Source organism: Methylobacterium sp. HJ2, assembly GCF_056431005.1.
In genome coordinates, this window is sequence record NZ_JBWJYM010000002.1 from 688314 (window position 1) to 704960 (window position 16647).

The 16647-nt window shown below is 69.2% G+C and carries 12 protein-coding genes and 2 pseudogenes; 5 read left to right on the top strand and 9 right to left on the bottom strand.

The annotated features are described in order from the left end of the window. Positions 1-23: 23 nt before the first annotated feature. On the top strand, positions 24-3218 hold the full coding sequence (locus ACS5RC_RS07910) for an efflux RND transporter permease subunit (RefSeq protein WP_478343270.1): 3195 nt from the start codon (positions 24-26) through the stop codon (positions 3216-3218). Between the two features lie 196 nt (positions 3219-3414). On the opposite strand, the pseudogene ACS5RC_RS07915 reads toward ACS5RC_RS07910, so the two are convergent. After that, a pseudogene (locus ACS5RC_RS07915) lies at positions 3415-3840 on the bottom strand (aminotransferase class V-fold PLP-dependent enzyme); the annotation flags it as partial. 2 nt (positions 3841-3842) lie between these two features. On the opposite strand from ACS5RC_RS07915, the pseudogene ACS5RC_RS07920 reads away from it, so the two are divergent. Further along, positions 3843-4001: pseudogene (locus tag ACS5RC_RS07920) on the top strand (YeeE/YedE family protein); the annotation flags it as partial. Beyond that, positions 3998-4429, top strand: a complete 432-nt coding sequence (locus tag ACS5RC_RS07925; protein WP_478343271.1) for a DUF6691 family protein — start codon at positions 3998-4000, stop codon at positions 4427-4429. The pseudogene ACS5RC_RS07920 and the gene ACS5RC_RS07925, both read left to right, overlap by 4 nt. Before the next feature lie 23 nt (positions 4430-4452). On the opposite strand, the gene ACS5RC_RS07930 is transcribed toward ACS5RC_RS07925, so the two are convergent. Genes ACS5RC_RS07930 through ACS5RC_RS07940 form a run of 3 tightly spaced genes read right to left on the bottom strand, consistent with a single transcriptional unit; the run spans position 4453 to position 7842 of the window. Continuing rightward, positions 4453-5790 (bottom strand): LLM class flavin-dependent oxidoreductase, encoded by a 1338-nt coding sequence (locus tag ACS5RC_RS07930; RefSeq protein WP_478343272.1) that lies wholly within the window; start codon positions 5788-5790, stop codon positions 4453-4455. 14 nt (positions 5791-5804) lie between these two features. Beyond that, the gene (locus tag ACS5RC_RS07935) at positions 5805-6848 is read right to left on the bottom strand and encodes an LLM class flavin-dependent oxidoreductase (RefSeq protein ID WP_478343273.1); all 1044 of its coding nucleotides are present in this window, start codon (positions 6846-6848) and stop codon (positions 5805-5807) included. Between the two features lie 4 nt (positions 6849-6852). Then, complete coding sequence (locus ACS5RC_RS07940; RefSeq protein ID WP_478343274.1) at positions 6853-7842, bottom strand: ABC transporter substrate-binding protein; 990 nt, start codon at positions 7840-7842, stop codon at positions 6853-6855. Between the two features lie 411 nt (positions 7843-8253). On the opposite strand from ACS5RC_RS07940, the gene ACS5RC_RS07945 reads away from it, so the two are divergent. Then, the gene (locus ACS5RC_RS07945) at positions 8254-9474 is read left to right on the top strand and encodes an acyl-CoA dehydrogenase family protein (RefSeq protein ID WP_478343275.1); all 1221 of its coding nucleotides are present in this window, start codon (positions 8254-8256) and stop codon (positions 9472-9474) included. Positions 9475-9484: 10 nt separating this feature from the next. Next, positions 9485-10852: an LLM class flavin-dependent oxidoreductase gene (locus ACS5RC_RS07950; RefSeq protein WP_478343276.1), complete on the top strand. Its 1368-nt coding sequence runs from the start codon at positions 9485-9487 to the stop codon at positions 10850-10852. Positions 10853-11180: 328 nt separating this feature from the next. On the opposite strand, the gene ACS5RC_RS07955 is transcribed toward ACS5RC_RS07950, so the two are convergent. From ACS5RC_RS07955 to ACS5RC_RS07975, 5 genes are all read right to left on the bottom strand, one after another. After that, complete coding sequence (locus ACS5RC_RS07955) at positions 11181-12098, bottom strand: TauD/TfdA dioxygenase family protein (RefSeq protein WP_478343277.1); 918 nt, start codon at positions 12096-12098, stop codon at positions 11181-11183. A 43-nt stretch (positions 12099-12141) separates the two neighbouring features. Further along, positions 12142-13101 (bottom strand): sulfonate ABC transporter substrate-binding protein, encoded by a 960-nt coding sequence (locus tag ACS5RC_RS07960; protein WP_478343278.1) that lies wholly within the window; start codon positions 13099-13101, stop codon positions 12142-12144. A 404-nt stretch (positions 13102-13505) separates the two neighbouring features. Next, the gene (locus ACS5RC_RS07965; RefSeq protein ID WP_478343279.1) at positions 13506-14882 is read right to left on the bottom strand and encodes an LLM class flavin-dependent oxidoreductase; all 1377 of its coding nucleotides are present in this window, start codon (positions 14880-14882) and stop codon (positions 13506-13508) included. Continuing rightward, on the bottom strand, positions 14879-15532 hold the full coding sequence (locus ACS5RC_RS07970; RefSeq protein ID WP_478343280.1) for a methionine ABC transporter permease: 654 nt from the start codon (positions 15530-15532) through the stop codon (positions 14879-14881). The genes ACS5RC_RS07965 and ACS5RC_RS07970 overlap by 4 nt, the downstream gene beginning before the upstream one ends. After that, complete coding sequence (locus tag ACS5RC_RS07975) at positions 15513-16646, bottom strand: methionine ABC transporter ATP-binding protein (protein WP_478343281.1); 1134 nt, start codon at positions 16644-16646, stop codon at positions 15513-15515. Before ACS5RC_RS07975 ends, ACS5RC_RS07970 begins: the two co-directional genes overlap by 20 nt. Between the last annotated feature and the right edge of the window lies 1 nt (position 16647).

Sequence of the window (16647 nt, forward strand, 5' to 3'; positions counted from 1 at the left end):
CTTTTCGCCCCTAGGAGGGCGGCATGAACCTCTCGAAGTTCTTCATCGACCGGCCAATCTTCGCAGGCGTGCTCTCGGTGCTCATCTTCATCATGGGCCTGATCTCGCTCTTCGCGATGCCGATCTCCGAATATCCGGACGTGGTGCCGCCCTCGGTCGTCGTGCGCGCGACCTTCCCGGGTGCCAACCCGAAGGTCATCGTCGAGACGGTGGCGACGCCGATCGAGGAGCAGATCAACGGCATCGAGGGCATGCTCTACATGTCGAGCCAAGCCACGACCGACGGCATCATGACGCTGACCGTCACGTTCCGTCTCGGCACCGATCCCGACAAGGCCCAGCAACTGGTTCAGAACCGAGTCTCGCAGGCCGAGCCGCGCCTGCCGGCCATCGTGCGTCAGCTCGGCATCGTCACGGTGAAATCCTCGCCGGACCTGACCATGGTCGTGCACCTCGTTTCCCCGAACGGGCGCTACGACATGACGTATCTTCGAAACTACGCGGTCCTGAACATCAAGGACCGGCTCGCTCGCCTCGACGGCGTCGGCCAGGTACAGCTCTTCGGCTCCGGCGATTACTCGATGCGCATTTGGCTCGACCCGCAGAAGGTCGCCGAGCATGGGCTCTCGGCCGGTGATGTCGTACGCGAGATCCAGGCTCAGAACGTCGAGGCGGCGGCCGGCGTCATCGGCGCCTCCCCAGCGATCCCGGGGCTCGATCTCCAGCTCTCACTCAATGCCGAGGGTCGCTTGAGCAGCGAGGAGCAGTTCGGCGACATCGTCGTCAAGACCGGCGAGAGCGGCGAGATCACCCGCCTGCGCGACGTCGCCCGGATCGAGCTCGGGGCCTCCGACTACGCGCTGCGCTCGCTCCTCGACAACAAGTCTGCCGTGGCGCTTCCGATCTCCCAGTCGCCGGGTTCGAATGCGATCCAGATCTCGGACGAGGTCCGCCGGACCATGGCGGAGATCAAGCGGAACATGCCGGAAGGCGTCGATTACCAGATCGTCTACGACCCGACGCAGTTCGTTCGCGCCTCCATCGAGGCCGTGATCCACACCCTGCTGGAGGCCATCGCCCTCGTCGTCCTGGTGGTGATCCTGTTCCTGCAGACCTGGCGGGCCTCGATCATCCCGCTCCTCGCCGTGCCGGTCTCCATCGTCGGCACCTTCGCGGTGATGCACGCCTTTGGCTTCTCCATCAACGCGCTGAGCCTGTTCGGCCTGGTGCTCGCCATAGGCATCGTGGTCGACGACGCCATCGTGGTGGTGGAGAACGTCGAGCGCAACATCGAGAGCGGCCTGTCGCCACGCGAAGCCAGCTACCAGGCCATGCGGGAGGTCTCCGGGCCGATCATCGCCATCGCGCTCGTGCTGGTCGCGGTGTTCGTGCCGCTCGCCTTCATCAGCGGCCTGACGGGACAGTTCTACAAGCAGTTCGCCCTCACCATCGCGATCTCGACCGTGATCTCGGCCGTCAACTCGCTCACCCTGTCGCCGGCACTCTCCGCCCTTCTGCTCAAAGACCATCACGCCCCGAAGGACCGTCTGACCCGGATCCTCGACGGGCTGCTCGGCTGGTTCTTCCGGCGCTTCAACCGTGCCTTCGGGCGGGCCTCGGACGGCTACGGACGCGGCGTCGGTTTCGTCGTCTCGCGCAAGGCGACGATGATGGTGCTCTACCTCGTCCTCGTCGGCATGACCGTCGTGCTGTTCCGCCAGATCCCCGGCGGCTTCGTGCCGGGCCAGGACAAGCAGTACCTCGTCGGCTTCGCACAGCTGCCGGACGGCGCCACCCTCGACCGGACCGAGGAGGTGATCCGCCGCATGAGCGAGATTGCCCTCAAGGAGCCCGGCGTCGAGAGCGCCGTCGCCTTCCCGGGCCTGTCGATCAATGGGTTCACCAACAGCTCGAATTCGGGGATCGTGTTCTCCACCCTGAAGCCGTTCGAGGAGCGCCGCTCGCCGGCCCTGAACGGTGGCGCCATCGCGCAGTCGCTGAACCGGAAGTTCGCGGCGATCCCCGAGGCGTTCATCGCGATGTTCCCGCCGCCGCCCGTCAACGGCTTAGGCACCATCGGGGGCTTCAAGATGCAGATCGAGGATCGGGCTGGCCTCGGCTACGAGGCGCTCAACGACGCGACCAAGGCCTTCCTGGCCAAGGCCGCCCAGGCGCCCGAGCTCGCCGGCCTCTTCTCCAGCTTCCAGATGAACGTGCCGCAACTCTTCGCCGACATCGACCGGACAAAGGCCCGCCAGCTTCGGATTCCCGTGACGGACGTCTTCGACACGCTGCAGATCTATCTCGGCTCGCTCTACGTCAACGACTTCAATCGGTTCGGGCGCACCTACTCGGTGCGGGTCCAGGCCGACGCCCCCTTCCGGGCGCGCTCGGACGATATCGGGGCGCTGAAGGTGCGGGCGGGCTCCGGCGAGATGGTGCCGCTGGCGGCTCTCCTGCACGTTCGACAGACGGCCGGCCCGGAGCGCGCCATGCGCTACAACGGCTTCCTCTCCGCCGACATCAACGCCGGCGCCGCGCCGGGCTACTCCTCGGGCCAGGCCCAGGCGGCCGCCGCCCGCATCGCGGCCGAGACCCTGCCGCGCGGCTTCGCCTTCGAGTGGACCGACCTGACCTATCAGGAGTTCATCGCGGGCAATTCGGGAATGTGGGTGTTCCCGCTCGCCCTGCTCCTGGTCTTTCTCGTGCTCGCCGCCCAGTATGAGAGCTTGGCGCTGCCGCTCGCCATCCTGCTGATCGTGCCGATGGGGCTGCTGGCGGCGATGTTCGGCGTCTGGCTTTCGGCGGGTGACAACAACGTCTTCACCCAGATTGGCCTCATCGTGCTCGTCGGCCTCTCTGCCAAGAACGCGATCCTGATCGTGGAATTCGCCCGCGAGCTTGAATTCGCCGGTCGCACGCCGCTCCAGGCCGCCATCGAGGCGAGCCGCCTGCGGCTGCGCCCGATCCTGATGACCTCGATGGCCTTCATCATGGGTGTGCTCCCCCTGGTGACGGCCACCGGCGCCGGCTCCGAGATGCGCAGCGCCATGGGTGTCGCCGTTTTCTCCGGCATGATCGGCGTCACCGCCTTCGGCCTCTTCCTGACGCCGGTGTTCTACGTCCTCCTGCGCCGCCTCAGCGGCAGCCGGCCGCTCAAGCAGCACGGCGGCGGCACAGCGGATGTTCATCAACAGCAGATAGCGGAGGCTGCATAGCGGACCCGCACCTGGGCTCTGCAATTCGCGAGACTAGCATGCTGAAACCGCGATGAGCACGCAGCACTTGGCGACCGCTTTTGCGATTGATAGATTTCGAAGTGTACGACGACATCGGATCGGATGCGGGATGTCCGCTTCGGGCTGAAAGCCCAGGGTCTGCTGTCCAGCCCGAACTGATGCTGCGGAAGGGCTGGCGAACGTCCGCTTTGAAGAAGTACCGACGGCAATCCGGATGACCGGGTTGGGCGCCAAGCCGAAGGTCCGGTTCTGCGCCGGCGATACCGTGGGCGTCGAGATGGTGCGCGACGGCCTCATTCTCCCGACCCTCGTTCGTGAAGGACATGACGCTCGTCTTCTCCCGGGCGGTGCCGATGAGGCGCAGGCCCCTGACGTCTGCGAGACCGGCCTGCGCGTAGTCGAGCAGGTCGTGCTCGTAGGCGGCGATGGCCGGCAGGCCGATGCCCTCCAGGTCATCGAGGGCGGCCCCGAGGCCGACCGCGCCCGCGATGTCGGGGGTGCCGGCCTCGAACTTCTCCGGCGCGCCCTTGTAGACGGTACGCGCGAAAGTCACGTCCTCGATCATGTGGCCACCGCCCTGCCAGGGCGGCATCGCCTCGAGACGGGTTGCTCGTCGGCTTCGGAACCCGGCTCGGCTCCGGCTGCACCTCCGGCCACGGGGTCTGCGGGCTCGCCCGCCTGTCGCCGCGCTCGCTCGTGGCGGTGCCGGTCTTCCTCGCCACCGGCATGCTGACGGTGGCGCTCATGCGGGCGGCATCGTGAGCGGCGGGGCGCGCGCCCTCGCGGCCCTCGCCGCGGGGCTGCTCTTCGGGCTCGGCCTCGCCCTGTCGGGAATGCTCGACCCCGGCCGCGTCCGCGGCTTCCTCGATATCGGGGGTGCCTGGGATCCGAGCCTCGTCTTCGTCTTCGGTGGGGCGGTGAGCGTGTCGGCGCTCGGATCCGTCCTCTCGCGCCGGCTTCCGCGTCCCGCGCTGGCCCGGAGCTTCGACCTGCCGACCTCCCGGCGGATCGACGCGCCCCTCGTGCTCGGGGCCGCCCTGTTCGGGATCGGTTGGGGGCTGTCGGGCTACTGCCCCGGCCCGGCCGTGGCGGCGCTCTCGACCGGCGCGGTACCGGTCCTCGTCTTCGTGGCGGCGATGCTGCTGGGCATGGCGGCGCACGAGCTTCGCGCAGGGCGAAACCGCAGCTAACCGTTCGGGCGCCGGAGATCCGCTCAGGCAGAGAGCGCGTGCCCGGGCGCGGCGTAGCGGCTCGCGGGCCGCGCCAGCCCCAGATGCTCACGCAGGGTCGCCCCGGCATAATCCTGCCGGAACAACCCCCTGCGCCGGAGGATCGGCACGACCGCGTCGACGAAGGTCTCCAGCCCCTCCGGCAGCACGTCCGGCATCAGGTTGAAGCCGTCCGCCGCGCCGGCCCGAAACCACGCCTCGATGTCGTCGGCGATGGCCTCCGGCGTGCCGACGACGATGCGGTGGCCGACGCCGCCGCCGAGCGCCCGCAGGAGTTGACGCACGGTCAGCGTGTCCCGCCGCGCGAGGGCGACGGTCCCGAGGAACATCGTGTGGTTGGCGTCCGGCGGCAGGGGCAGCGGGTCGGGCAGCGGCTTGTCGAGATCGAGCCGGGCCGGGTCGATCCGCAGCGTGCCGGCGAGCCGGGCGAGGCTGTACTCCACCGGCACGAGGTCCCAGAGTTCGTCCTGGCGCCGCCGCGCCTCGGCCTCGGTGGAGCCGATCACCGTGGCGAGGCCCGGCAGGATGACCAGCGCGTCCGGAGGGCGCCCGTAGCGCGCCGCCCGCGCCCGCAGGTCCTGGGCATGGGCCGCGCCGTCCTCGATGGTCTGGGCCAGGGAAAACACTGCGTCGGCGGTGGCGGCGGCGAGTTCGCGCCCATCCTCGGAGCCGCCGGCTTGGAATGTGACGGGGCGTCCCTGTGGGCTGCGCGGCACGGTGAGCGGCCCCGCGACGGTGTAGTGCGCGCCACGGTGGTCGACCGCGTGGACCTTCGCCGTGTCGACGAACCGGCCGCTCGCCTTGTCGCCGACGACGGCATCGTCCTCCCAGCTGTCCCACAGGGCGTGGACGAGGTCGGTGAACTCCCGCGCCCGGGCGTAGCGGGTACCGTGTTCCGAGGCGCCCGCGAATCCGAAATTCCGGCCGGCGGCGGCATCCGCCGTCGTCACCACGTTCCAGCCTGCTCGGCCGCGGCTCACGAGGTCGAGACTCGCGAAGCGGCGGGCGAGATTGTAGGGCTCGTTGTAGGTCGTCGAGGCGGTGGCCACGAGGCCGACATGGCTCGTCACGGCGGCGATTGCCGACAGCACCACGGTGGGTTCGAGGGCGTTGAACGGGCGGTAGTCGATCCGGTCGTTGATCGCCGGCGTGTCGGCGAGGAAGATCGCGTCGAGCTTGCCGCGCTCGGCGATGCGGGCGACGCGCACGAAATGATCGATGTCGAGGAAGGCGTCGGGCCGGCTCTCGGGCAGCCGCCAAGCCGACGGGTAGACACCCGAATGCAGCAGGTTGACGTTGAGGTGCAGCGTGCGGCTGGTCATCGGCGGTCTCGGGGTCAGCGGATGCGGGGGATGACCTGCTCGGCGAAGCGGCGCATCTCCGCCTCGAAGGGCTGGAACTGCAGCATGAACAGCTCGATGCCGGCGGTGTGGAAGGCGCGGATCCGCTTCGCGACGGTCTCGTAGCTGCCCACGAGCCCGGCCGCGGTGCCGCCATTGGTCCCGACATGACGGGAGGCCGCCGCGTCGGTCTTGGCGAACATCACGCTCGCCGTGTCCGTGCGGGCGCGTGTGTCGGCGCGTAAGCCTGCGTCGCGCTGGGCGAGGGCGAGGAGGCGGGCGTGCTCGGCTTGCGCCTCCGCGTCGGTGGCCCTCGCGATCACGAAGGCCGAGAGGCCGTAGCGCAGAGGCCCATTGGCGGCCGGGCGCCGGGCGACGTCGGCGACCAGCGCGGCGACGTCTTCCAGCCGCTGGCCGTTGATGAACCAGACGTCGGCGTGGTCGGCGGCGAGCGCCCGGGCGGGCTCGGATTCGCCGCCGAGATAGATCGTCGGCCGCGTTCGGAACGTGCCTGCGGGGCGAAGCTGGTAATCCTCTGTCCGGAAGTGCTCGCCCTGAAAGGTCACGCGCTCGCCGCGCATCAGCCGATCAACGAGGCCGATCCATTCGCGGCCATAGGCGTAACGGTCGTCGTGGGCCGGAAAGGGCAGGCCGGCGCGCTCGAACTCGGCCTTGTTCCAGGCATTCACGAGGTTCAGGGCGAAGCGCCCGCCGCTGATATGCTCGATCTGCAGGGCCATCTTGGCGAGGACCACCGGATGGTAGAGCCCGGGCTTGATCGCCGCGATGATCTCGATCCGCTTGGTCAGCGCGGCGAGCGCCGCTGCCCCCGTCCAGGCTTCGAGCTGGTCCCGCTCGGAATCGTAGGGGTTCATCGTATGCTGGGCGACCAGCACCGAATCGAAGCCGAGCGCCTCGGCCTCCAGCACGAGGGCGCGGTTGCGCTCCCAGCCGGCGTCGTCGGGCTCGTCGGGATCGTGGTGGGAGGCACGGGAGCCGTGGACGGCGGCCCAGATGCCGAAGCGGGGAGCGCTCGCCACGGCGTCAGCCCCGCCCGGAGGGAATCGCGAAGATCGGCACGTCGGTGGCGTCGATCCGGCGGGGGATGAGCTTGGCCTCGTGGAACACGTCGGCGATGGCCTGCTGCTCGCCGAGTTGCGCACGCTCCACCGGCTCCACCGCGTAGGTTCGGCGGCTGTTGGCGGCGGCCACGACGGCCGGCGGCAGGTCTCCCCAGATCGGGGCCAGCAAGGCCACGGCCTCCTCCGGGTTTGCCTTCATCCAGGCGCCGGCCTCGACCAGGGAGCGGTAGACGATCGCCACCACCTCCGGCTGCGCGGCCACGAAGCTGTCGTTGACGAGGTAATAGCGGTGGTAGCTCGTCAGTCCCGTGCCGTCCGCGATGACCCTCACGGGGCGCTTGGCCTCGGCGAAGGCCAGGAATGGATCCCAGATCGACCACGCGTCGAGGCTGCCCTGCTCGAAAGCCACGGCCCCCTCCGGAGCCTGGAGATAGGCCGGCTTGATGTCGGCGAAGGTCAGGCCCGCCCGCTTGAGCGCGGCGGCGAGCACGTAGTGGCTGCCCGATCCACGGGAGACGCCGACCGTCTTGCCTCTCAGGTCGGCGACGGTGCGGATGGGAGAGTCCGCCGGCACGATGATCGCCTCCGCCGAGGGCGCGCCGCGCTCGCGGGCGTAGAAGGTGAGCGGCGCCTTGGCGGATTGGGTGAAGATCGGCACCGCGTCGGCGACGTCGGCGTGGATGTCGACCGCCCCGGCATTCATCGGCTCGATGACGCTGGTGAAGAGGTGCCAGCTCGGAGTGAAGCCCAGCGGCGCCAAGCGCTCGGCCAGCGTGCCCTTGACCTTGAGCACGGTGAACAGCACCGACGAGCGCTGCAGGCTGATCTTCACCTCGCGGGGCGCCGCGCGCACGGCCGGAGCGCCGAGCGCCAGGGCGGCCGCCCCGCCGAGCCCACCGCGCAGGAGCGTGCGGCGGGAGGGGCCGAACCGGCCCGTCGTGTCGTCGATCATGGAGCGCTCGCGAATCGTAAGGGGGAGCGGAAGGTGGGTGCCGGGGCATCGTGACCGCCGGGCGCGTCCATTGATGGCTTTTCGGGTGGTTCGGATCAATGAAACGCGTTTTCGATTTGGTTTGCGCCTAGAGGAACATGTCCTCCGAAAAGGGAAATGCGAAAGACGTCGTTCTTTTTGCCCTGGGAGGCGCGAACCAATGCTTATCGAAGCCGCAAAAACCCACCCTGGAAATGAATTTCCAACGAACTAGCCCGCGAAAAAACGAAAACCTCCTTGCCAATCGTCTTGCGATACGTTGGTCCCAAAGGCGAAGTCTGGCCGAGAAACCGTCTTGAGATCGGGGGCCGGCTCACCGATTCCTTCGTCAAACGCCCCCAGGGCGATGTCGGAAATCGGAAAGTTGAAGCCATGTCGCAGACGGATGCTGGCTGGGGTGCGGGGCCGAGCACGCGCTACGAGACCCTGGCGGACCGATTCCGCCCGGTTTTCGCCGAGATTCGCGCCACCGCCGTCGAGCGGGACAGGGAACGCCGCCTGCCGCATGCCGAGATCGGCTGGCTGCGGGAAGCGACGTTCACCACCCTTCGGCTCTCACCCGAGGTGGGCGGCCATGGCGCCAGCCTGCCGGAGTTGTTCGCCCTGCTGATCGAGCTGTCGGCCGCGGATTCGAACGTCACCAACGCGCTGCGGGCGCATTTCGGCTTCACCGAGGACGCGCTCTGCTCCTCCTCGCCGGACTGGCGGGCGGCCTGGATCAAGCGGATCGGCGCGGGCGAGACGATCGGCAGCGGCGTGTCGGAGACGGGCCCGGCGAAGGTCGGCGCCTTCGATACGGTGGTGCGGCGGCGCGACGGCGGGCCCGTCGTCGACGGGCGGAAGTTCTACACCACCGGCTCGCTGTTCGCGGACTACATCCACCTCTCGGCCGAGGACGAGGCAGGCGGGGCGGTGACGGCGGCCGTGCCGGCGCGCGCGCCGGGCGTCACCATCGTGGACGACTGGGACGGGTTCGGGCAGGCGCTCACCGCCAGCGGCACCGCGACCTTCGAGGGCGTGGCCCTCGATCCGGCGCTGATCAAGCCGGATCCGGCCCGCTTTCCCTACGCCATGGCGTTCTTCCAGCTGGTGCATCTCGCGACGCTCGCCGGCATTGGCCGGGCGGCGGCGGACGACGTGGCACGGCTGGTGGCGGAACGGACCCGCGTCTACAGCCACGGCAATGCCGGGCGCACTGCCGACGATCCGCAGATCCAGGCGGTGGTCGGTCGCGTCCGGGCCAATGCCTACGCGGCGGGCGCGGTCGTGCTGCAGGCCGCCGAGGCGCTCCAGAGGGTGCACGACGCGCACCGGGCCGGATCACGGGGCGCTGAGCGGCAGGCGACGCTCGCCGATGTCGAGGTCAACCAGGCGGTCAGCGTGGTGACCGACCTGATCCTGACGGCGACGACGAGCCTGTTCGATGCGCTCGGCGCCTCGGCGGTGAAGGTGGGTGCCGGGCTCGACCGGTACTGGCGCAACGCCCGCACCATCGCCTCCCACAACCCGCGAATCTACCGGGATCGCAGCGTCGGCGCCTTCGCGATCTCCGGCGAGGCGCCTCCGCGGCAGTACCGCGTCGGCTCGGCGTGAGGTTACGGGCATGGCACGCAGCGACCGCATGCGCCTCGGCGCCTTCCTGTATCCCGGCGGGCACCACGTCGCCGCGTGGCGGCATCCGTCCTCCGACGCCGATGCCGGCATCAACGCTGCTCATTACCGGCAGCTCGCCCGCACCGCCGAGGCGGCGAAGTTCGACCTGATCTTCCTCGCGGACGGGGTCAGCATCCGGGGCGACGACCTCGACGCCCTGAGCCGGACGGCGATCCGCTATGTCGGCCAGTTCGAGCCGCTGACCCTGCTGTCCCACCTCTCGGCGGTGACCGAGCGGATCGGCCTCGTGGCCACAGCCTCGACCACCTACAACGAGCCGTTCCACGTCGCCCGCAAGTTCGCCTCCCTCGACCATCTGAGCGGCGGCCGGGCGGGCTGGAACCTCGTCACCTCCGCCGACCCGCGGGAGGCCTGGAACTTCAGCCGCGAGAGCCACCTCGCCCACGCGAACCGCTACGCCCGGGCGGAGGAGTTCGTCGACGTCGTGCGCGGGCTGTGGGATTCCTACGCGGACGACGCCTTCGTCCGCGACCGCGAGGGCGGGCGCTTCTTCGATCCGGACAAGCTGCACCTGCTCTCCCACGAGGGCGAGCACTTCACGGTGCGGGGGCCACTCAACGTGCCCCGTCCGCCGCAGGGGCACCCGGTGGTGGTGCAGGCGGGTTCGTCCGAGGCCGGCAAGGCGCTGGCCGCCCGCACCGCCGAGGTGATCTTCACTGCCCAGCAGACCCTGGAGGACGCGGTCGCCTTCTACGCCGACGTGAAGGGCCGGATGGCCGATCACGGCCGCGATCCGGACCACCTCAAGATCATGCCCGGCGCCTTCCCGGTTGTCGGGCGCAGCGAGGCGGAGGCGCAGGACAAGTTCGCCTCGCTGCAGGCGCTGATCCACCCGGTGGTCGGCCGCTCGCTCCTCGAACAGCTCACCGGCGCCGACCTGTCGGCCTACCCGGACGATGCCCCCGTGCCGGAGATGCCGGAGACCAACGGCGGCAAGAGCCGCCAGGACCTCTTCCTGCGCCTCGCCCGGCGGGAGGGGCTGACGATCCGCGAACTCTACCTGCGCGCCGCCAGCGCCCGGGGCCACTGGACGATCGTCGGCACGCCGACCCAGGTCGCCGACGCCCTGCAGGAGCGGTTCGAGGCCCACGGCGCGGACGGCTTCAACATCATGCCGCCGACCTTACCCGGCGGGCTCGACGACTTCGTCACCCTCGTCCTTCCGGAGTTGCGGCGCCGGGGGCTCTTCCGGGAGGCGTACGAGGGAACGACCCTGCGGGATCACCTCGGCCTGCCCCGTCCCGCGCACCGCATTCCATCGGCCATACTCGGCTCGGCCGAACGCGGTGCCGCCTGACGATCACACTTCGAAAGCCGTCGGCGAGAGACCGGCAGCCGGCCCTACGGCACGCCCTCGCGCATCGAGGCGGGCACCATCCGCACCATCCCGTAGGGCCTCAAGCCGGACACCTCGGCCTCCACCCGCACGCCGCTGCAGGATCTCGACGGCATCCCGACGCCGAACGGCCTGTTCGACGAGCGCCACCACGGCGGCCTCCCCGACATCGAGACTGCCCAGCTATCGCCCTGAGCACAGGGCGATAGCTCGGCCAGGACGGGTGGGCCCGCCCTGCCACGGCCGCGCGATCGCGCGTCTTCGCGCAGCCCTCGCGCTGAGACGGGTCTCAGGCAGCCTTGCCCGCCCGCGCCTCGCGGGCCCGGCTGGGGCGCCCGTCTGTGCTGACCGGAGCGACGCCCTGGATCGTCACCCGGCGCACCACACGGGGCTCGTCGTCGTAATCGTCCACGGCCCGATGCACCGTCGCCCGGTTGTCCCAGATCGCCACGTCACCCTGCCGCCAGGACCATCGGACGGTGTTCTCCGGCCGCGTCGCGTGATCGTGGAAGATCGCGAGCAGGTGCTGCGAATCCGAGGTCGTCAGGCCGAGGATGCGCTGGAGGAAATGCCCGACGATCAGCGATCGCTCGCCGCTTTCCGGGTGGACGTGGACCAGCGGATGCTCCGTCTCGAAGACGGTGCGGGTGAAGACCTCGTCGTACCGCCACCGTCCGGCATCGGACACGTTCACCCGCCCGCCGACGTAGTCGTAGACGTTCGAGTGCACGGCCCAGAGCCGGTCCGCGAGGTCGCGCAGAGCCTCCGGCAACTCGGCATACGCAGTTGCGGTATTGGCCCAAAGCGTGTCGCCGCCATAGGCGGGAAGTGTCACCGCGCGGAGGATCGAGATCGCCGGATAGTTCGGCACGAAGGTCACGTCGGTGTGCCAGGAACTGGCCCGCTCGCCCCGGCTGCCGTCGATGTCGAGCGTTCCCGCCGTGCCGTCGAGGGAGGGCACGGTCGGGTGCGGAACGAGATCTCCGAGCAGCCGCCCGAACGCTTCGTGACCGGCCTCGTCCAGGGTCTGATCGCGGAAGAAGACCACCTTGTGCTGGACCAGCGCCTGCCGGATCGCCGCGACCGTCGCGGCGTCGAGGTTGCCCGAGAGCGTGACGCCGCGGATCTCGGCACCGATGCGTCCGGCGACGCGGCGGATGTCCAAGGCCGGCGCGGCGGGATGGAGGGAATGGAGGACGGCACTCATCGAGAAGACTCCTCTGCGGGTGGATGGTGTGACGAAGCGGCCCTCACGTCCTCGGAGGGGACCACACGATGTCCCGCACCTTGATGGCGCGGGGGATCAGGCCAAGCCGGAAGAACCGGTCGGCGGTGGTCTGCTGGGCGGTCAGGATCTCGTCCGAGAGCGGGCGGACGGCGAACTCCGTCCGGTCGGCGGCGACCTTCTGGACCGGATAGGGAACACCCGTGACAGAGGCGAGCGAACGAGCGACCTCGTCGCGATGCGCCTGCGCCCAGCCCGCCGCCTCGGTCAGACCCGACAGAGCGCCGGAGACGAGGCCGGGATTTTTCTCGGCGAAGGTCCGGTTGGCGAGAAAGAAGGACGAGACGTCATGGGTCTGCCCGGTTGTCGCGAGCACGCGCGTCCCGCCGCGGGATTGCGCCAGGGCGAGATAGGGATCCCAGATCACCCACGCGTCGACGCTATCGTTCGCGAAGGCAGAGCCGGCGTCGGAAGGCAGCAGGTAGGCCGGCTTGATGTCGGAAAAGCTCAGGCCCGCTTTCTCCAGAGCGGCGATGAGCAGGTTGTGGCTGCTCGTCCCGCGCCCCACGGCGACGGTCTTGCCCTTGAGGTCGGCGACCGACCGGATCGGCGAATGCGCCTTGACCACGATGGCCTCGCCGTCGCGGGTCGGGGCCGCCGCCCCGACATAGACGAGGTTGCCTCCAGCCGCCTGTGAGAAGATGGGCGGGGCGTCGCCGGTATAGCCGAAATCGATGCCGCCCGCGTTGAGGGCCTCCAACAGAGGGGGACCGGCTTGGAACTCGACCCAGCGGACGGCAACGCCCTGCGGTGCCAGCCGCTTCTCGATCAGGCCCTGCTGACGGGCGACGACGACGAGACCGACCTTCTGGTACCCGATCCTCAATTCCTTGGGCGCGTCCTGCGCCAGGGCACCGGCCCCGAAGGAGAGGCCGAGGGCCAGGACTCCGAGTAGGGTGGCGGCACGGCGTCTTGTCGTGATCACGGCGAAGGCTCCTTTGGATGAGATCAATGCACTGTGGGGGCTTTGCCGCCTTCGGAAGCCGGGCATGGCTTTCGAGCGCCCGCCTGTCGGGCGCGGCGGGCTCCACGTGGTCTGCCCCTATGCGTCAGGACAGAGGCGGATAAGGCTATTGACTTGGTAATATTTCGAACCGCGAAATATTTAGGGTGCGCTGGAACATATTTGGTCTGCACCGTCCAGAGCACCTCTTAAAGCCAGGCCAACGCCAAATACGGCGGAAAAATCTCCGTGAATACGCTTCGTAAGCGATTGTGAGTATTTATCTCGCCATACGATCCGCAGTCAAAAGCATTCGAAACTCTAGTTTTGCGCAATCCCATGCAAGTCTTTCCCAGACTGGGAGATCCGAGAGACTTTTTCGCCTGTCACGTCGGAGCGCGCTGGTCCGTGTGCCGGAATGCATCGGCGGCATGGCGCGCGGGGAGACGATCCCCCTCACCGAACAGCTTCCTGCGCAGGGAGCCGGGCGCGTAGGCGGTCTTGTACAGGCCCCGGTTTTGCAATTCGGGGATCACGAGGTCGATGAAATCCGAAAAGCTCTCCGGAACGACGATGCGGCTGAGGTTGAAGCCGTCCACCTCGCCTTCCTCGACCCAGGATTGAAGCTCATCCGCGATCGTCGCGGCGTCGCCGGTCAGCACCGCGTAGCGCCCGCCGAGGCCGAGCTCGGCGAGGAGATCGCGCTTGGTCAGCCCCCGCTTGGCGGCTGCGGCCGTGGCCGATTGGATCGCATTGCCCGGCGCGTAGGGGATCGCTTCGTCGAGTTCGTAGCGGGCGAAGTCGATGCCGGTGGAGGCGGAGAAGTGCGCGAGCCCCGCCTCGGCACTGGCGTAGCGCATGTACTCGTCGCGCTTGTCCTCGGCCTCGGCGCGGGTGCGGCCGGGGATGGCGGCGATGCCGATGAAGACCTTCACGTCCTGCGGGTCGCGCCCGGCGGCGGCGGCCTCGGCGCGGATCGCGCGGACGGAGTCGCGGGCCGTGGCCTTGTCCCGCGCCGAGATGAACACGCATTCGGCATGGCGCCCGGCGAAGGCCCGGCCCCGGCCGGAGGCGCCGGCTTGGTAGAGCACGGGCGTCCGCTGGGGCGACGGCTCGCAGAGGTGGTAGCCGTCCACGGCCAGGAATTCGCCGCGGTGGGAGATGGGCCGGATCTTGGCCGGATCGCTGAACACCCGCGCCTCGCGGTCGCGACGGGCGGCATCGTCGTCCCAGCTTCCCTCCCAGAGCTTGTAGAGTACCTCCAGATACTCGTCGGCATAGTCGTAGCGGCGGTCATGGGCCGGCAACGCCTCGCCCCGGCCGCGATGGGCGCTCTCCAGATAGCCGGTGACGATGTTCCAGCCGACCCGGCCGCCGGTGAGGTGGTCGAGGGTCGAGATCCGGCGGGCGAAGGTGTAGGGCGCCTCTGCGAAGACGTTGAGCGTGATGCCGAAGCCGAGATGCTCCGTCACCGCCGCCATGGCCGGGACGATGAGCGTCGGGTCGTTCACCGGCAACTGCACGGCTTCCCGCGCGGTCACGTCGATGCCCCCGCCGTAGATGTCGTAGACGCCAAGGATGTCGGCGATGAACATCCCGTCGAACAGCCCCCGTTCCAGGAGCTTCGCCTGCTCGGTCCAGTAGCCCAGCGTGGTGTATGCGCCGGAGCGGTCGCGCGGGTGGGTCCAGAGGCCGTGGTTGATGTGGCCGACGCAGTTCATGTTGAACGCGTTGAGCCGGATCTGCTTGGCGGCGGAGGTCATCGTGCGCGAAGCCTCCGCACCACGGTGTCGCCCATGAACTGAACGAGACAGACGAGGACGATCAGGATCGCGATCACCACCGACATCACGGTGGTGTCGAAGCGCTGGTAGCCGTAGCGGATGGCGACGTCGCCGAGCCCCCCGGCGCCCACCGCCCCGGCCACCGCCGAGGCGCCGATCATCGAGACGACGGTGATGGTGAAGCCGCCGACGATGCCCGGCAGGGCCTCCGGCAGCAGGACATGGAGCAGGATGTGGCGGCGGCGGCATCCGATGGATTGCGCCGCCTCGATCAGTCCGGGATCGACCTCCCGCAGGGACACCTCGGCGATCCGCGCGAAGAACGGCGTCGCGCTCACTGCCAGCGGCACGATGGCCGCCCAGACGCCGATCGTCGTCCCGACGACGAGCCGCGTGAAGGGGATCAGCGCCACGAGCAGCACGATGAAGGGCACAGCCCGGAAGCCGTTCACGACGAGGCCGACGAGACGGTTGGCCCGTGGCGCGGGAAAGATGCCGCCGGGGCCGGAGGTGACGAGGAACAGCGCCAGCGGGATGCCCGCGAGCACCGCGATCCCCGCCGAGACGCCGACCATGAACAGCGTATCGAACGCCGCCTGCCAGAGGCGGTCAATCATCTGCGGCGACATAGCCGATCCCTTCGACGTCCTGTCCGGCGGCCCTTAGCCGGGCTTCGGCATTCGAGCCCTCAACGGCGATGAGCAGGCGGCCGACGGCATGCTCCTGGATGCGCTCGACGCCCGCCTGCAGGAGGTGCACCGGCCCGCCCGTTGCCGCGACGAGGGCCGACAGGTCGGGCGCCGTCGCGCCGGAATAGGTGATCCGCAGGATGGCCTTCCCGCCCGGTGCCGGGTGCGGCCTCAGCCGCGCGGCCAGGTCGTCCGGGACGTCGCGGGTGAAGGGCGCGAGCAGCGCCCGCGTCGCCGGGTGCTCGGGCGCGCCGAAGACCCGCCAGACCGGCCCGGCTTCCGCGACCTTGCCAGCCTCCAGCACCACGACATCGGTGCAGACTTCGCGGATGACGCTCATCTCGTGGGTGATGAGGATGATGGTGAGGCCGAGCCGCTGGTTGATGTCCCGCAGGAGGCTCAGGATCGAGAGCGTGGTCTCCGGGTCGAGCGCCGAGGTCGCCTCGTCGCAGAGGAGGATCTCCGGATCGCTCACCAGGGCGCGGGCGATGCCCACCCGCTGCTTCTGCCCACCCGACAGGCGGGACGGGTAGGTCTCGGCCTTGGCCTCCAGCCCGACAAGGCTCAGCGCCTCCTCCACCCGCAGGGCGATCTCGCGCTTCTCCACGCCCGCCACCGTCAGCGGCAGGGCCACGTTCTGCCGCACGGTCTTGGCCGAGAGCAGGTTGAAGTGCTGGAAGATCATGCCGATGCGGCGGCGCAACGCGACGAGGCCATCCGTGCCGAGGGCGGCGATCGGCTCGCCATCGACGAGCACCCGGCCGGAACTCGGCTCCTCCAACCGGTTGACAGTGCGGAGCAACGTGGACTTCCCCGCGCCGGAGCGGCCGATGATGCCGAAGATCGCCCCGGACGGGATGTCGAGGCTCACGTCGTCGAGGGCCCGAACCTCGCCGCTCGCCGAGCGATAGGTCTTCGAGACGCGCTCGAACCGCACCGTTCCGGTGCCCTGAGAGCCGTTGCCCACCCGCGCGGCGGGAACCACCTGCGCGGCGGCCGCGATCGACGCAGCCGAAGGTGCCGCTCCGAGACTGTCCAGAGCCAAACCGGCCATC